The sequence below is a fragment of the Paenibacillus sp. FSL H8-0034 genome (assembly GCF_038000305.1).
GTDB lineage: Bacteria > Bacillota > Bacilli > Paenibacillales > NBRC-103111 > Paenibacillus_S.
The window spans coordinates 5,428,907-5,446,255 of sequence record NZ_JBBOBS010000001.1 but is presented as its reverse complement, the minus strand read 5'-3'; the positions used below and the strand labels follow the sequence as shown (position 1 = coordinate 5,446,255).

The window sequence follows — 17,349 nt, the reverse complement described above, 5'->3', positions numbered from 1 at the left end:
TTATTGCTTCAAAAAAACGACCTGCCCCCGAAGGAGCGGTCGTTTTTATTTGTTCGCATTGGTTAATTAAGCTTGTGCTGAAAGCGCGTTAAGTCTTTTCGCTAAGCGGGACTTTTTACGGGCTGCGGCATTTTTATGGATTAAGCCTTTGGACGCTGCTTTATCCAGCTTTTGGCTGGCAGTGACCAGGGCTGCAGTTGCTGTTTCCACATTGCTGCTAGCAGCAGCTGTTTCAAAGCTCTTTACTGCTGTGCGAAGGTTGGATTTCTGGGATGCGTTGCGTAGACGACGCTTCTCATTGACTTTCACTCTTTTAATCGCGGATTTAATGTTCGGCATTGACGTTCACCTCCTAATACAACTTGCATCAACCATAGTGCTTGTTTGAAAGATCCTTTTGTTGACAACTCTAGATATTCTAACACGGCCCATATTAAAATGCAATAGATCAATCCGCAACGATTCCGACAATTGTTGCATAAGGCTGCCTGTACATTCACACACTACGGGCATAGCTATGTAAAAGGAGATGTTAGCATGGATCTAAGTGCTTATACAATTCGTACGGACCTGGCTTTGGAGGCACATGATATGGCTTCAAATTCAGGTCAGGCAATTCCCGGTGTTTATATGTCATCAGAAACAAATGAAGGAATCACGGTCAGTACCACCGATATTACGTCTCAGGAGGGTTCCGCTGCATTAGGCAAGCTGCCTGGACATTATATTACCATAGAAGTGCCCCAATTAAGAAAAAAGGACAGTGCGCTCCAGGATCGTGTTGCAGCCGTCTTTGCCAAGGAGTTCGAATCCTTTATGGCTAAGCTCCAGATCGAGTCGATGTCAAAGGTACTGATTGTAGGCTTGGGGAACTGGAACGTCACTCCAGATGCTCTGGGACCGTTAGTTGTAGAGAATGTGATGGTCACCCGCCACTATTTTGAGCTGATGCCAGGAGAGGTGAGTCCGGGTTACCGTCCTGTGAGCGCGATAGCACCTGGAGTTCTGGGCACGACTGGAATTGAAACCGGTGAAATCATTCAGGGAATCGTCGAAAAATCAAAGCCGGATCTGGTCATTGCCATCGATGCACTAGCCTCGCGTTCCCTGGAGAGAGTGAATACAACCATCCAGATCGCCGATACAGGCATACATCCGGGCTCAGGGATTGGCAACAAACGTAAAGGCTTGACATTGGATACACTTGGAGTTCCAGTCATTGCAGTGGGAGTGCCAACTGTCGTCTACGCCTCGACCATTGTGAATAATGCGTTTGAGCTGATGCACAAACATTTTCAACAGCAGACCGCCCATACCGGTGAAATTCTCGGAATTCTGGATCAAATGAAGGAAGATGAGCGGCTGCTGCTGGTCAAGGAAGTATTAAGTCCATTGGGACACGATCTGTTGGTCACCCCAAAGGAGATAGACGAATTTATTGAGGATATTGCCAATATTATTGCCAGCGGCCTGAATGCCGCTCTGCATGAAGTCGTAGGGATGAATAATGTAGCGGCCTATACACATTAGTCTATTTTGATTGTTTAAACTAACATGACAAAACGCCAAGCCTGCGGCCGGCATACCGCATAGCTTGGCGTTTTTAGGTATACATGGGGATTTACTGCTGACCAAATCAAACGATCTTGAAACGTTTGACCAGGCTGCTCAAATTCTCGGCCATTTTGGAGAGATTTAAGGACGAGAGAGCAACTTCTTCCATTGACGCCAACTGCTGCTCAGTCGCAGCAGAAACATTTTGTGCACCTGCTGCTGTTTCTTCTGTAGTCGAGACAATCCCATTTATGGCGATTACCATTTGCTCGGTGTTGGTAGATATGGCTTTCAGCGATTGATGTACATGGTGGATACGATTATTAACCTCACCAACAGCTTGGGTAATTTCATCAAAGGAGCTGCCGGCAAACTGTACAGCAGCTAAACCTTCCGCCATTTCCGACGTTACCAGATTCATGCTTTGAACCGTTGCTGCGGTATCCTCCTGTATCGTTTCAATCATTTCCTCAATTTTCTTCGAAGAGTTGGCGCTTTGCTCAGCGAGCTTGCGTACTTCTGCAGCAACAACCGCAAAACCTTTTCCATGCTCTCCGGCTCTTGCCGCCTCTATCCCGGCATTTAAGGCAAGCAGATTTGTTTGTACAGCAATATTATTGATCGCTTTGTTCATATCACCAATTTCACTGGCACGCAGTGCCAACCGCTGCACGACACTGTTCATGTGTCCAACTGTTTCGTGTATTGATTGTATTTGCCGGACCGCTGATTGAATCGTTTGAGTACCTGAATGGGCATTTGTGGAAGCAAGCTCTGAGGAGGCCGCTGCCTGATTCGTATGCTCTGTAATTTGTTGAATCCCTGCGTTCATCGTGGTAACGGCATCCGAGGTTTCATTAACACTGCGTACCTGTCTATCGCTATCCACGGCCATAACCTGAATCGTTTGGGCGATATGCTCGGTGGCTTGACTAGTTTGTCCAGCGCTGGCAGTCAACTGCTCTGTTGAAGCGGATACTTGAATGGCGTGGTCATCAACCTCGCGAATAATATGCTGCAGATCCGTTACCATTTCAGCAAAGGAGCCGGTCAATCTGCCTATTTCATCCGTGGAATCAGCCTCAATATGGACGGTCAAGTCACCCTGTGCTACTTTTTTCGTTGCTTCAATCAATCGGTCCATAGGTTTGGTCAATATACGCGCTAGCAATAATGCGAACAGCAGTCCGACAATAATGGCCACGGGAAGAGTGATTAAGGAGATTCGTATGTCCTGATCGATGTGATTCTGGAGCAGCTGACTTTGATTGGATAACTCCTGATCATGGTATTCGATCATCTGGTCTATCGTTGTGTACAGCTTTTGTTTATGTATGTCGGTCTCGTCATCAAGCGTCTTATAAGTCGCTTTTAATGTATCGCCATTCATTGCTTTTCTTTGATCATAGGCCGCTTTTACTCTATCAAAGGTAGAAAGATAAGCAGAGGTTTCAGTAGCCATTTCCACTGCCCACAGCTTCTCCTGATCGCTTCTGACATTTTTTTGGATTTCCGCTAATTGGTCATTGATCGTTTGGGTGTCCTGCTTGTACACAGCTATTGAGCCTTCATTTTCATTAATAATCAGGTCAGCCTGGCTGCTGTACAACTGACCGATCATATTTTTAAATTGCAGCGCCAGCTTGGAGGCATTCACCGAACTTAACTGGTTCTGGGTATTCTGCTTGATCTGGCTAAGCATGAAGTAATTAAATGCAATGACGCCTCCCAAAAATAAGATCAACACCCCGAATCCCATAAGCATTTTCCACTTTAACGGTAAGTTTTTCATGGCAAGCCCCTTTCTTCTGACACAGCTAAATTGGAAACTACCGCTATTATATCACGAATAGATTAGAGGTAATTCAGGTTTTGATAGAGGGGAAATGAAATCTTTTCGTTCTAGATCCTACCAACAGCTCATAGATTTGTTACTAGAGAGCAGTGTACAACAAACTACAAATCCATGACGGGTTTCAGGGTGGAGGAGGATGCAGAATTGAAGTGGACAGAGGTTACTGTGGATGTAAACAAACATCGTAAAATAGGACAAGGTCTAGCTGTATATTTCCGCATTATGGCCACACTTCTAATGGGGTGTGTAATGTTTTTTGTGGCGCTTGGTCTTTTGGGATTTGCTCAGGCCAAGCTGACGAATACGACGCCAAATTCATCGATGAAAGGTTTGGCATCGTCGGTTTCAAGTCGATTTTTTTTGGACATGCTCGGGATGGAAATGCCGCATATGCAGACAGATCGTCAAACATTTACATTTTCGCAATCCAACGTTTCCGGATTTTTGTTTACACTCGTTACGGATTTGAATTGGAAGGATCCTAAAACCTTTATTTCCCGTGAAATGCCCGGTATGTCTCAGGATCGTTCAGTTGTGCTGCGCAAGGGGGTACAAACAGGAGACGACGGGCCTGAAGATTATGGACCCAAGGCAGACGTCATTCCCAAAAATGGTGAGGGCGGTGAGGGCTCGATTACTGCTAATCCGTCACCTCTTCCGGAGGTGGGTGAAACGACAGAGGGAGAGACCAAGGTTATTCCGCCGACCGCGCAGCCCCCACGAACTGCAGGCAGAAATGTCGCATTCATTTATCAGTCCCATAACCAGGAATCGTATTTGCCTGAATTAAATGGTGTAAAGGATCCTGACAAAGCCTATGATCCTCAAACTAATGTGACCAAGGTTGGTTTACGATTAGCGCAAAAGCTGGAGCAAGAAGGCATCGGAGCCGTCCATTCTGACAAAAATTATCCTGCTATAGAAAAAGGCTTTAATTATTATTTTTCCTATAAATATTCTTTGAAAACCTTGCAGGAAGCAAGCGCCTCTCATCCGGATCTGAAATATTATTTTGACATCCATAGGGATTCACAGCGGCGGGAAAAAACGACAGTTCGGATCAACGGGAAGGATTATGCACAGCTTTATTTTATTATTGGAGGCAAAAATCCGAACTGGAAAGAAAATGAACAGTTTGCTTCACAAATTCATCAAGCTATCGAAGCCAAGTTTCCAGGGATCTCCAAAGGCTCGTTTGCCAAAGCTGCGGAAGGCAATGGCGTATATAATCAAAACTTCTCAGCGAACAGTGTACTTATCGAGGTTGGTGGGGTAGATAATTCTCTGGAGGAGTGCTACCGGACTGCAGATGCACTGGCAGCAGCAATAGCCGAGGTCGTGCTGAACGTGAAGAAGGTTGATGGACCTAGTACACAGCCGAAGTAGTGAAGTAATGGGGGAGCAGGAGCATGGACAATCTATATGTCAGGCTGATGGTAATCGGGTTTGTGGTGGGCTTTTGCATTTTTGTGGGACTGATGCTGGTCAATCGCTCGTTTGAGGGCAGTCGCGAGCCAGTGGTTGCAGAAACAATTCAGCAGATGGAACCTGCGCTTGCAGAGTCAAAGCCACAGGTAAAAGCCGAGCCTGATCCGGTGAATGTGCGTGAGGCATCCAAAGAAACGGCAGTTAAAGAAAAAGTAGAAGTCGAGGAGCCGCGGACTGTGATCAGCAAAGCAACGGGTGTTGGTCGATTGGGCAACAAGATTGGCGGGCTGCTGCAAATACTGGCGCATTATGGGATACAGGGAATTGTCGCTTTGTTTGAGGCGATTACCGCTTAAGGGAAATGATTACGAAGGTGACTCCATTGCCGCAAAACCACACACCTGCTATAATTAGAAGAATTGTTAAATTTGCAGGTTAGTGAGGGTCAACTTACATGGATATTCATGCCAGACAGAAAATGATTAGAAACTTTTCAATAATTGCCCACATCGACCATGGGAAATCGACATTGGCCGACCGGATATTGGAATATACGGGTGCTCTTTCATCAAGAGAAATGCAGGAACAGGTTCTGGATCAGATGGATCTGGAGCGTGAACGGGGTATTACCATTAAGCTGCAAGCCGTTCGTTTGGAGTACCGAGCTGATGACGGGGAAACCTATATTTTGAATTTGATCGATACACCAGGACATGTCGACTTTACGTACGAGGTATCACGGAGCCTGGCAGCCTGTGAGGGTGCATTGTTGGTAGTCGATGCCGCACAGGGGATAGAGGCGCAAACGCTCGCAAATGTGTATCTGGCATTGGACAATAACCTTGAAATCTTACCTGTTATTAATAAAATCGATCTGCCGAGCGCAGACCCAGAACGGGTCAAGCAGGAAATCGAAGAAGTGATCGGACTGGACGCAAGCGAGGCGGTATTAGCATCGGCCAAAGCGGGGATCGGGATCAAGGAAATTTTGGAGCAGGTGGTCAAAAAGGTTCCAGCGCCTACGGGTGATACGGAACGTCCGCTCAAGGCACTTATTTTCGACTCCCACTATGATCCGTATAAAGGTGTTATCGTGTATGTTCGTGTTATGGACGGAGCAATTAAAGCAGGCTCGAAGATCAAGTTTATGGCTACGGAAAAAGTGTTCGAGGTCATTGAGGTTGGAGCTTTTATGCCAAGAATGACGATTGTCGATACATTGAATATAGGCGATGTTGGTTTCATCGTTGCAGGGATTAAGCATGTTGGCGACACACGTGTCGGGGATACCGTAACAGATGCCAAAAATCCGGCACCAGAGGCACTTCCCGGTTACCGGAAGATCAATCCAATGGTATTCTGCGGCTTGTATCCGATTGAAAGCACGGAATATAACGATCTTCGTGAAGCGCTTGGCAAGCTGCAGCTGAATGATGCTTCGTTAAGCTTTGAGCCTGAAAGCTCGACGGCACTTGGTTTCGGCTTCCGCTGTGGTTTCCTGGGCTTGCTGCATATGGACGTTATTCAGGAGCGGATTGAGCGTGAGTTCAACATTCCGCTGATTACGACAGCGCCAAGCGTTATATTCAAAGTGACACAAACGAACGGTGAAGTATTAACGATCGACAACCCATCGATGTTCCCGGAAACAGGTAAAATCGATTACGTGGAAGAGCCTTACGTCGTTGCATCAGTCATTGTACCGAATGATTATGTGGGCGCGATTATGGAGCTGTGTCAAAATAAACGCGGCGAATTCATTAATATGGAATATTTGGATACGACGCGTGTTACGCTTTCCTATAACATTCCGTTGTCCGAAATTGTCTATGACTTTTTTGATCAGCTGAAATCAAGCACAAAAGGTTATGCTTCGTTTGACTATGTCGTGTCAGGGTACAAGCAATCCAATCTGGTCAAAATGGACATCATGCTGAATGGTGAACAGGTGGATGCCCTCTCGTTCATTGTACATAGGGACCGCGCCTTCAATCGTGGGCGCGTCATTTGTGAAAAGCTGAAGGAGCTTATTCCGCGGCAAATGTTTGAGGTGCCGATTCAGGCTGCGATTGGACAAAAAATCATTTCACGTGAAACCGTTAAAGCGATGCGTAAAAACGTACTTGCCAAATGCTACGGGGGCGATATTTCCCGTAAGCGTAAGCTGCTGGACAAGCAAAAAGAAGGTAAAAAGCGGATGAAGCAGGTTGGTAACGTTGAGGTGCCGCAGGAAGCGTTTATGGCCGTGCTAAGACTGGATGAATAGCAGGTAAGTCGATGAGAGAGCAGGTGCTTCTTAGCACCTGCTTTTGGCGTCATAGAAGCAGCTGGCTAAAGCGTGGTAACGGAAAGGGGAATTCTGATGATTCAGCGTGAGGAAACACCACAAGCATTGTATTTACACATTCCATTTTGCACCAATAAATGCCACTATTGCGATTTTAATTCCTATATATTGAAGGGTCAGCCTGTGATGGACTACCTGGATGCGTTGGAGCGGGAAATGGAGCAGACGGTGAAACTGATTCCGCCGGGTGAGATTCAAACGATTTTCGTTGGAGGGGGTACGCCGACCGTTTTGCTGCCTGATCAAATGGAAAGCTTTCTGAAAAGGGTACATACTTATTTTCCTAATAAGTCTGCTGAGCTTGAATTTTCTATGGAGGCCAATCCCGGAACGACGGATAAGGAAAAGCTGCAGGCCATGAAGGAAGGCGGCGTGAACCGGATCAGCTTTGGTGTGCAATCTTTTGACAATGCGCTGTTGGAAGGAATCGGTCGAATTCATAATACAGATGATGTATATCGCAGTATTGAGAATGCACGGCAGGTCGGCTTCACGAATATGTCGATTGATTTAATGTTCGGGCTGCCCAACCAGACCGTTGCCGCTATGAATGATTCCCTTGATAAAGCACTTGCGCTGGGGCTGCCGCATTACTCGATTTATGGTCTAAAGGTTGAGGAAAATACGTTGTTCCACAATTTGTATCAAAAAAACCTGCTGCCTCTTCCTGATGAAGATGATGAGCTCGATATGTTTCTGCTGATTATGAAACGTTTGAAGGAGGCAGGTTATGCACAATACGAAATCAGTAATTTTGCCAAGCCTGGTAAGGAAAGCCGTCATAACAGCATGTACTGGCTGAATCGCAGCTATTACGGTCTGGGAGCTGGTGCGCATGGCTATATGCATGGTAATCGTCATGTGAACATCAGAGGCGTTCAGGCGTATATAGATGCAACGCAGCAAGGCCGTCCGTTGTTGGAGGAGTATGCGATCAGCGAGCAGGAAGCGATAGAGGATTTTATGATGGTGGGCCTGCGGTTGTTGAATGGGGTGAAGCGAGCGGACTTCAGACGTCAATTTGGTCTGGAGCTGGAAGCTGTATTTGGCAGTCATTTGAATAAATTAATGGATCAAAAGCTGCTGGCCGCTACAGATGACGGATATCGATTAACCGAGCAGGGTGTGTTACTTGGCAACGAAGTATTCGGTGAATTTTTAAGCGTTTCGGTCGAATAGCAAGTTTGCGGAAAAATTTTTAATGGATATTTTATACGTTTTGTTGTATATTTATTCATAATAATTTTTTTGTGAATGGTGGTTTTTTCAATGACTGTTGTGTGCAGAAAGGCAACGCCTGAGGACGTTGATATTTTATTTGATATTATTCAAGGTTATGCGGAACAAGGAATTATGCTGCCGAGGTCGCGAGAGGTGCTTATTGCACAGATTGATACCTTTGTTGTAGCTTTCATAGAGGAACGGTTGGTTGGCTGCGGTTCTCTTACACGACTGGGTCAGGATTTGGTGGAGATACGCTCGCTTGGGGTAACGCAGGGCTACAAGGGTAAGGGCATCGGGAATGCACTGGTTGACTTTCTGACAGAAGAGGCAAGAGCCCAACATATCCCAAAGATTATGGCATTGACGTATGAAGTGCGGTTCTTCGAAAGAAACGGCTTTACCGTCGTGGAGAAAGAAATTTTCCCCGAGAAAGTATGGCGAGACTGTATTCATTGTAAAAAGCAGCACTGCTGTGATGAAATTGCCGTTTTGAAGCGGCTGGATTGACTTGACACAGACCTCCGGGTCTGTTATTTTTGTATTATGAATTAGCACTCGACAGATATGAGTGCTAACATATGAATAGAACAAGATCTTAACCGGATCCATTATTATGAATAACTTTGGAGGGTTGAACATGCTAACCGAACGCCAACGCCAAATACTTAGTGCCATTGTAGACGACTATATCCGTTCGGCAGAACCGGTTGGCTCCAGAAGCATTTCCAAACGAGGAAATGTAGGATTCAGCCCTGCTACGATACGTAATGAAATGTCCGATTTGGAAGAAATGGGATTTCTGGAGCAGCCACATACATCGGCAGGCCGTATTCCTTCTCATAAAGGCTACCGTTATTATGTGGATCATCTGATTCCGTACGGAATTGCCAACCAAGAGGTCGATGTCTTAAAGCTGTTTTTTGCGGAAAAAATGCAGGAAATGGAGCAAGTCATTCAACATGTGGCTTCCATATTGTCGAATTTGACCAACTATACCTCCATTGTGATGGGTCCCGAGATGTTCAATACAACGCTACGGCACTTACAGATCGTTCCCTTAAGTGAACGGACGGCTGTGGCGATTATCGTTACGAACAGTGGACAGGTCGAGAACAAAACCGTGACAATCCCTGAAGGTATACCGATGTCAGAGATTGAAAAGTTCGTCAATCTATTAAATGCACGTATGCAGAACGTGCCTTTACTGCAGTTTAAATCCAAGCTGTACACTGAGATCGGCGAGGAAATGCGCAGCTACGTGTCAGGCTATGAGGAACTGCTTACAATGCTTAACAGCGTCCTTGATCAAGGTGAGGAAGACCGGATATTTCTCGGTGGTACAACGAATATGTTGACACAGCCTGAATTTAGGGATATGGAAAAGGTTAAAAGCATTCTCGATCTGCTGGCTGAGACACCCGCTTTGGTGAAGCTGTTTACAGGTACCGGAGCAGGCATCCAGGTGAGAATAGGCAGCGAGAATACAGTGGCTGCGATTAATGACTGCAGCTTGATTACTGCTTCTTATACGATAGAAGGCAAGAATCTCGGTACGATAGGTATTCTTGGACCGACTCGTATGGATTATGGCAAGGTTATGAATCTTCTGACTCATTTATCCAAAGATATGACGTTAGTTCTGGAGCGATGGTACAAATGAATCCGGTAAAGCCGATCTCAAGTGAAGGCGATGACACGTTTGCTACTATACTCAACAACGCAGGGGCGATTCGGGCCATTTGCTCTGCAGTTGAGGGAACGCTGGGTCCCAAAGGACTAGATACGATGCTCGTGGGCGCACAGGGCGAAGTCATCATTACGAATGACGGTGTAACCATTTTGGAAAAGATGGATGTGACCCACCCTGCTGCGCGTTTATTGATTCAGGTTGCACGTTCACAGCAAGAGCATGTTGGCGATGGTACAACTACCGCGACTGTGCTTGCCGGAGCCCTGGTGGCAGAAGGTGTAGCGCAGGTGACAAGGGGCGTACCGGTAGCCAAAATCGTCAAAGGGATTCAAGAAGGAATTGCTGCTGCGATCAAACTTCTTGCGCGGCGCAGTCGAATGATTAATGGACTGGATGACCCGCTCCTGTACCGGATTGCTTATATAGCAGGGCGTGAGCATACGGATTTGGCGAAGCTTATTCTTGAAGGTGCTCACCAATTGGGTACAAATAAGCTTCAAGAAGACAGCTTTCGTTTTGCCGATGTGGTGATTTCACATAAAAAAGCGGTTAGCGAGGTATGGCCCGGGCTGCTTATACAAAAGATACCTGCTAATGCGCAAACGGATTTCCCAACCGCCCCAGCCTCGGTCCTGATCATACAGGATGCATTTGAGCCGGAAGTGATCGATGAAGAAGCGCTGATGACTGAAGCTGGCTTTCAGAAGCAGATGCAGCTGAAGGAGCAATTTCGTCAGTCGCTCAATAAGCTTCTCGAGCTGAAGGTTGGGCTTATACTCGCAGATCGCGGAGTTAACGCCGAAGCGGAGCAGTTCTGCACCGATCACGGAATCATGGTCGTACAGCGGGTTCCGCGCCGTGAGCTCCGTCTTGTAAGCGAGTATACCGGAGCACGTCCGATACGCCGAAGCGGGCTGTATAAGCCGGCTAATGAGCTGGCAGGCTATCTGGGCTTCGCCGGTCGTGTGTCATACGATGAGCGTCTGGAATGCGTCCGCATATCCGAAGGCAGAGGACGCGCACAGGTGACCGTCATTGTTGGTGCAAGCACGAGCGAGGTTGTTGGCGAGCGTCTGCGTATTGCCAAGGACGCTGCGGCTGCCATGCAGGCTGCGCTGCGCGGCGGATGCTTGCCTGGCGGCGGCGCTGCAGAGCTGTCTGCCGCGTATGAACTGGACCGTTTGCGTGAGACCGTGCAGGGGATGGAGGGCTTCGGGATCACAGCCGTTGCCCAGGCCTTGCGTAAGCCCCTTGCCCAAATCGTTGTCAATGCGGGTTATAATCCACTGGAAAAGGTGGAGGAAGTCAAAGCGGCGCAAATTGCTTCTGGGTCCGACTCATTGGGTGTGAACTGCGATAATGGCACAGTCATTGATATGCTTGAATATGGCATTGTCGATCCGGCTGATGTAAAATTGCATGCGCTGCATGCTGCTGGTGAGGTTGCTGCTGCGATTCTGCGCATACATACAGTCATCAAGATGAAGCCGCGTGCGGAAGAGTAATAACCCGTCAGCAGGTTGAGTGGAAGCTCAAACTTGCTTAAAGCTCACATGCATGGTTAATATAGAGTCATGTAGATTTGATTAAGGAGGTGACAGACATTGAGTACAGAAAATAACAAAAATTTTGATGGTAACGCAGAAGCTGAACAAGCTGATGCTAAATATACCGAAGAAGCAGTTAACACTTCCTTTGAAAATGAAGCGGCTCAATCCGAGCAAGCTGATCCTCAAGAACAGGAGCTGCTGCAGCTCCGCCAACAATCGGAAGAAAATTACCAACGTTCTTTACGGACACAAGCTGATTTCGACAACTTTAGAAGAAGAACCCGTCAAGAGAAAGAAGAGTTTGCGAAATACGCCTCCCAAAAGGTGATTGAGCAGCTTTTACCTATTATTGATAATTTTGAACGTGCATTGGCTGCAGGCAGGGAAAGTAATGATTATGAAGCACTTTTGAAGGGTGTGGATATGATCTACCGTCAGCTTGACCAGGCTCTCGCAGGTGAAGGCCTGAAGCAGATGGAATCAGTTGGACAGCCATTTAATCCAGAATTCCATCAAGCCATTATGCAAGTTGAATCAGATGAATATGAAGAAGGTATGATTGTCAGTGAAATTCAAAAAGGCTACCTGCTCAAAGATCGGGTGCTGCGCCCGGCAATGGTTCAAGTAAGCTCTTAGGATTTATATTACATGGATTAGCTCCTCCAATGATAATAAGTACAACCGCAGGCATGCGGACTGTTTGTATAGTCATTGTGTTCGTGTTTTACTGGCATAAAAACTATTAGGAGGTTTACTATAATGAGTAAAGTAATCGGTATTGACTTAGGAACAACCAACTCTTGCGTAGCGGTAATGGAAGGCGGCGAAGCCGTTGTTATTCCTAACGCAGAAGGTAACCGTACAACTCCATCAGTTGTAGGCTTCAAGAAGGACGGCGAGCGGATCGTTGGCGAAACTGCCAAACGTCAAGCAATTACGAACCCGGACCGTACTATCAGCTCAATCAAACGTCACATTGGTACGAATCATAAGGAATCTATTGACGGCACCGACTACACGCCTCAAGAAATTTCCGCAATTATCCTGCAAAAGCTGAAAGCTGATGCTGAAGCTTATCTGGGTACTTCGGTTTCACAAGCCGTTATTACCGTTCCTGCATACTTTAATGATAGCCAACGTCAAGCAACCAAGGATGCTGGTAAAATCGCAGGTCTTGAAGTTCTGCGTATCGTTAATGAGCCAACTGCTTCCGCACTGGCATACGGTATCGAGAAATCCGAAGACCATACGATTCTGGTTTATGACCTTGGCGGCGGTACCTTTGACGTTTCGATTCTGGAATTGGGCGATGGTATCTTTGAAGTAAAAGCAACCAGTGGTGACAACCGTTTGGGCGGTGACGACTTTGACCAATTGGTAATCAATCATTTGGTAGCTGAATTTAAAAAAGAGCAAGGCATCGACCTGAGCAAAGACAAGGCAGCTGTACAGCGTTTGAAGGATGCAGCAGAAAAAGCGAAGAAAGAACTTTCCGGTGTATTGACAACTACGATTTCCCTGCCGTTTATTACGGTAGTAGACGGAGTTCCTCAGCATTTGGAGATCAACCTGACTCGTGCCAAATTTGATGAAATTACATCTGCTTTGGTAGAAAGAACATTAGGACCGACACGTCAAGCTTTGAGTGATGCGGGTCTGACAGCTAACCAAATTGATAAAGTCGTTCTCGTTGGTGGTTCCACACGTATTCCTGCCGTTCAGGAAGCTGTAAAACGTTTGATCGGTAAAGAGCCTTCCAAAGGCGTTAACCCGGATGAAGTCGTAGCTCTTGGCGCAGCTATCCAAGCAGGCGTATTGACTGGTGATGTGAAAGATATCGTATTGTTGGATGTAACTCCATTGTCTTTGGGTATTGAAACAGCTGGTGGCGTATTTACGAAGATGATTGATCGGAATACAACAATTCCTACTACCAAATCTCAAGTCTACACAACCTATGCCGATAATCAGCCAAGCGTAGAAATTCATGTGCTTCAAGGTGAACGCGCAATGGCTAATGACAATAAAACACTGGGACGCTTCATGCTTGGTGATATTCCTCCGGCTCCGCGCGGTATTCCGCAAATTGAAGTTACCTTTGACATTGACTCCAATGGTATTGTTAATGTTAATGCAACGGATAAAGGAACTGGCAAAAGTCACAAAATCACAATAACTTCTTCCAGTGGGTTGTCGGATGAAGAAATTGATCGTATGATGAAAGATGCCGAAGCTAACGCTGACGAAGATCGTAAGCGTAAAGAGCTTGTTGAAGCACGCAACACAGCAGATCAATTGGTATATTCGGTTGATAAAACAATCAAGGATCTTGGCGACAAGGTAGATCAGGCCGAAATCGACAAAGCGAACGAAGGTAAGGAAAAAGTTAAAAAGGCGCTGGAAGGCGACAACCTGGACGAAATCAAAGCAGCAACTGACGAATTGACAGAGATCGTTCAACAACTGTCTGTGAAACTGTATGAGCAAGCTGCCCAACAAGAGCAAGCGGGTCAACCGGGTGCTCAAGGCGAAGCCGATTCAGCAAAAAAAGATAACGTTGTTGATGCTGACTACGAGGTTGTTGACGAGAACAAAAAGTCTTAATTTATTCTTGAAAAACATAGGCAAGATGAAGGTCAAAGCCGTTTACAGGCTTTGACTTTCCGTTTGTGGTTAGAAGAATAGGAGTGGAACGATGAGTAAACGTGATTATTACGAGGTTCTTGGTCTGAGCAAGAACGCCTCGCAGGACGAGATCAAAAAAGCATATCGTCAAATGGCTCGCCAATATCACCCTGATGTGAACAAAGCCGCTGATGCGGAAACCAAGTTCAAGGAAGCAAAAGAAGCTTACGACGTCTTGGGCGATGATCAGAAAAAGGCGCAGTACGATCGCTTCGGCCATGTAGATCCCAATCAGGGAATGGGCGGCGCAGGCGGTGCTGATTTTGGCGGCGGCTTCGGCGACTTATTCGATATGTTTTTTGGTGGTCAAGGTGGAGGACAAAGACGGAATCCGAATGCGCCGCAGCGCGGTAACGATCTGCAGTATACGATGACGATCGAGTTCAAGGAAGCCGTATTTGGCAAGGAAATGGATATTCAAATCCCGCGTACGGAAACTTGTGATACGTGTCATGGCAATGGAGCGAAGCCGGGCACGAAGCCGGATACATGTACAGTTTGTAAAGGCAGCGGGCAGCAGGAGGTCGTACAAAATACGGCGTTCGGCAGAATCGTCAACCGTCGCGTTTGCTCGGCTTGTAATGGTCAGGGTCAAACCATCAAGGACAAATGTACAACTTGCCATGGTGCAGGTAAAGTGAAGAAACAACGTACCATTCATTTGAACATTCCTGCTGGTGTTGATGATGGTGCTCAGCTGCGTGTTACTGGAGAAGGTGAAGCTGGTTCCAAGGGCGGTCCTTCAGGTGATCTGTATGTTGTGATTCGCGTCAAGCCTCATGACTTCTTTGAGCGTGAGAATGATGATATTTATTGCGAGATTCCGTTGACGTTTACTCAAGCTGCACTTGGCGACGAAATCGAGATTCCGACGCTTACCGAAAAAGTGAAGCTGAAAATTCCTGCTGGTACCCAAACGGATACTTACTTCCGTTTAAAAGGCAAGGGTGTTCCCCGTTTACGCGGCTATGGTCAAGGTGATCAGCATGTCAAGGTGATTATTGTAACGCCGACCAGCTTGAATGAAGAGCAAAGAGAGCTGCTTCGTGAATTTTCACGACAAAGCGGTGAGCATACACACGAGCAGAATCAATCTTTTTTTGAAAAAGTGAAAAAAGCTATTTTAGGTGAATGATAACCATAAATTGATTTGAAAATTGGTAATCTGCAGTAATCGTAGGCATATCAGGCTGATTGAAGCTTGATGTGCTTTTTTGTATTTTGTTTTTTTGTATAGCCAGCCTCACTTGGTAAACAATACTGAGGTATGCAGTTAACCCATTCGAAAGAAGAAAGCGAGGCCATACTAATGGAAAATAAGCAAAAAAGTGTAAAAACATCCAGAAATCAGTTACCGATCGCCAAAAAAGAAGATGTAGACTATAACGCTGAATTTGCCGATGAAAATGACAGGATTGCATCAGAACGTGCGTCCGAGGCTGATCAACGTCAGGAATCCTGATACTGATTGCTCTGTGAAAGGAGGAGGCAGCGTTGGCTGAAAAAAGCATGCATGCATATTTTCATTCGTCAGCAGAAGCACAAAGTATCATTACAAAGCTGAAGGCACTACGGGTGAAGGACGTTCAAATCAATCAGGTGGGCTCGAACTCTTTATCTAATCAAGATGCGGGATGGGACATGCTGCAAGAAGGAAATGCAGATACCGCCATGACAAGTTCAGTCGGCTTTGAAGGTGAGGATACGGCTTCTGACGCGGGTGGCAGGCTGGATACCCTTTTAACGGCACTTACGGCACTTATTGATGAGGAAAGCTATGAGCAGGCAGTACGAGTGGTTCGCGATGGCGGTGGCGTGATCTAGGTATAGGAATTAGCAGAAGCTTCCTCGACGGAAGCTTTTTTGTTGTGCCGAAGTGTTGTATACTGGGAACAATGTGCATTCGAGCGTTTTGCTGTGCAAAGCTCACATATATGCTAACGATGCTAGTTTTTGCTGAAGCAAAAACTTAGTAACGCTTACGAAGAAAGCTTTGCTATGCAAAGCTCTAGGGAGGATTCAAACATGCGATGGCATGAGGTAACGGTGTATACAACCGAAGAGGCAATTGAAATGGTTTCAAATTTTATTCATGAATTGGGTGCTGGTGGCGTATCGATTGAAGAGTCGGGGACGTTGAACAAGGAACGGGATACGTCGTTCGGACAGCTGTATGATCGGCCTTTGAATGATATTCCCGAAGGTTTTGCGGTGATTCAAGGGTATTTCTCCAAGGATGTTGATATGGCTGACGTCATGGAAAGGCTGCAAGAGTCTGTGGCCCAACTAAGCGAGTATGATATCGATACGGGTAATCCGACCTTTGGATTGAAGGAAGTTGATGATGAGGATTGGGCGAATGCGTGGAAGCAATATTTTAAGCCGGTACGGATCTCCGAGCGGCTGACGATTAAGCCGACCTGGGAGGAATATACGCCAGAAACGGATGAGTTGATCATTGAGCTTGACCCGGGAATGGCCTTTGGAACAGGGACTCATGCAACAACCTCTCTGTGCCTGCGTGCATTGGAGACCGTGATTAAAGAAGGCGACGATGTGATTGATGTCGGTACCGGCTCAGGCATATTGGCGATAGCTGCGGCCAAGCTGGGCGCTCGTCATGTACTTGCTGTAGATTTGGACCCGGTTGCAGTCGAAAGTGCTCTGGACAATACAGCGCTGAATGGACTGACAAGTCTGATTTCGGTCAAGCAAAGCGATTTACTTCAGGTGCTGAATGAAAGTGCTTCTGGAGATAGCGAGAAAGCCTCTGCGCTTGGTGTACGTGTGCCAGTACAGGTCGTTGTTGCGAATATTTTGGCTGAAATTATTTTGTTGTTCGTTCAGGAAGTGTATGATGTTTTGGAGGCTGGTGGCGTGTATGTCGTTTCCGGTGTGATTAGCAGTAAAGCGGAGCTTGTAGAGGAAGGACTTAGAGCCGTTGGTTTTACAGTTACAGAACAGATTGAGGATCAGGCTTGGGTCGTTATTATAGCTAGAAAGCTGTAGGTGAATG

General features: G+C 46.4%; 16 protein-coding genes. 14 read left to right on the top strand and 2 right to left on the bottom strand.

The features are described from left to right. Positions 1 to 66: 66 nt before the first annotated feature. On the bottom strand, positions 67 to 339 hold the full coding sequence (gene rpsT / locus NST47_RS24655; RefSeq protein ID WP_076230087.1) for a 30S ribosomal protein S20: 273 nt from the start codon (positions 337 to 339) through the stop codon (positions 67 to 69). 198 nt (positions 340 to 537) lie between these two features. Between rpsT and gpr the strand changes: the two genes are divergently transcribed. After that, positions 538 to 1,530, top strand: coding sequence for a GPR endopeptidase (gpr, locus tag NST47_RS24650; RefSeq protein WP_341157493.1), 993 nt, complete (start codon positions 538 to 540; stop codon positions 1,528 to 1,530). A 106-nt stretch (positions 1,531 to 1,636) separates the two neighbouring features. Here the strand turns inward: gpr and NST47_RS24645 are convergent, their stop codons facing one another. Continuing rightward, positions 1,637 to 3,346 (bottom strand): methyl-accepting chemotaxis protein, encoded by a 1,710-nt coding sequence (locus tag NST47_RS24645; protein WP_341157492.1) that lies wholly within the window; start codon positions 3,344 to 3,346, stop codon positions 1,637 to 1,639. A 174-nt stretch (positions 3,347 to 3,520) separates the two neighbouring features. On the opposite strand from NST47_RS24645, the gene NST47_RS24640 reads away from it, so the two are divergent. The 13 genes from NST47_RS24640 to prmA all read left to right on the top strand — a co-directional run bounded on the left by NST47_RS24640 (position 3,521) and on the right by prmA (position 17,342). Beyond that, entirely contained in the window at positions 3,521 to 4,795 is a 1,275-nt protein-coding gene (locus NST47_RS24640; protein WP_341157491.1) for a stage II sporulation protein P, read from the top strand. 23 nt (positions 4,796 to 4,818) lie between these two features. Further along, a complete protein-coding gene (locus NST47_RS24635; RefSeq protein WP_341157490.1) occupies positions 4,819 to 5,193 on the top strand; it encodes a hypothetical protein in 375 nt (124 codons plus the stop codon). Positions 5,194 to 5,291: 98 nt separating this feature from the next. Beyond that, on the top strand, positions 5,292 to 7,103 hold the full coding sequence (gene lepA, locus NST47_RS24630) for a translation elongation factor 4 (RefSeq protein ID WP_341157489.1): 1,812 nt from the start codon (positions 5,292 to 5,294) through the stop codon (positions 7,101 to 7,103). A gap of 96 nt (positions 7,104 to 7,199) precedes the next feature. Then, the gene (gene hemW / locus NST47_RS24625) at positions 7,200 to 8,363 is read left to right on the top strand and encodes a radical SAM family heme chaperone HemW (RefSeq protein WP_341159746.1); all 1,164 of its coding nucleotides are present in this window, start codon (positions 7,200 to 7,202) and stop codon (positions 8,361 to 8,363) included. Between the two features lie 90 nt (positions 8,364 to 8,453). Continuing rightward, positions 8,454 to 8,915: an N-acetyltransferase gene (locus NST47_RS24620; RefSeq protein WP_341157488.1), complete on the top strand. Its 462-nt coding sequence runs from the start codon at positions 8,454 to 8,456 to the stop codon at positions 8,913 to 8,915. Between the two features lie 130 nt (positions 8,916 to 9,045). Beyond that, a complete protein-coding gene (gene hrcA, locus NST47_RS24615; RefSeq protein ID WP_076230095.1) occupies positions 9,046 to 10,068 on the top strand; it encodes a heat-inducible transcriptional repressor HrcA in 1,023 nt (340 codons plus the stop codon). Further along, positions 10,065 to 11,603 (top strand): TCP-1/cpn60 chaperonin family protein, encoded by a 1,539-nt coding sequence (locus NST47_RS24610; protein ID WP_341157487.1) that lies wholly within the window; start codon positions 10,065 to 10,067, stop codon positions 11,601 to 11,603. The genes hrcA and NST47_RS24610 overlap by 4 nt, the downstream gene beginning before the upstream one ends. Positions 11,604 to 11,702: 99 nt before the next feature. Continuing rightward, positions 11,703 to 12,284 (top strand): nucleotide exchange factor GrpE, encoded by a 582-nt coding sequence (gene grpE / locus NST47_RS24605; protein WP_341157486.1) that lies wholly within the window; start codon positions 11,703 to 11,705, stop codon positions 12,282 to 12,284. 123 nt (positions 12,285 to 12,407) lie between these two features. Next, positions 12,408 to 14,252 carry a molecular chaperone DnaK gene (gene dnaK / locus NST47_RS24600; RefSeq protein ID WP_076230098.1) on the top strand — a complete coding sequence of 615 codons (1,845 nt, stop codon included), beginning with the start codon at positions 12,408 to 12,410 and terminating at the stop codon, positions 14,250 to 14,252. A 91-nt stretch (positions 14,253 to 14,343) separates the two neighbouring features. Next, the gene (gene dnaJ / locus NST47_RS24595; RefSeq protein ID WP_076230099.1) at positions 14,344 to 15,468 is read left to right on the top strand and encodes a molecular chaperone DnaJ; all 1,125 of its coding nucleotides are present in this window, start codon (positions 14,344 to 14,346) and stop codon (positions 15,466 to 15,468) included. 174 nt (positions 15,469 to 15,642) lie between these two features. Beyond that, positions 15,643 to 15,795 (top strand): YfhD family protein, encoded by a 153-nt coding sequence (locus NST47_RS24590; RefSeq protein ID WP_341157485.1) that lies wholly within the window; start codon positions 15,643 to 15,645, stop codon positions 15,793 to 15,795. Positions 15,796 to 15,827: 32 nt separating this feature from the next. Continuing rightward, positions 15,828 to 16,157, top strand: coding sequence for a hypothetical protein (locus NST47_RS24585; protein ID WP_341157484.1), 330 nt, complete (start codon positions 15,828 to 15,830; stop codon positions 16,155 to 16,157). Positions 16,158 to 16,358: 201 nt separating this feature from the next. Beyond that, a complete protein-coding gene (gene prmA / locus NST47_RS24580; protein ID WP_341157483.1) occupies positions 16,359 to 17,342 on the top strand; it encodes a 50S ribosomal protein L11 methyltransferase in 984 nt (327 codons plus the stop codon). Positions 17,343 to 17,349 lie beyond the last annotated feature (7 nt).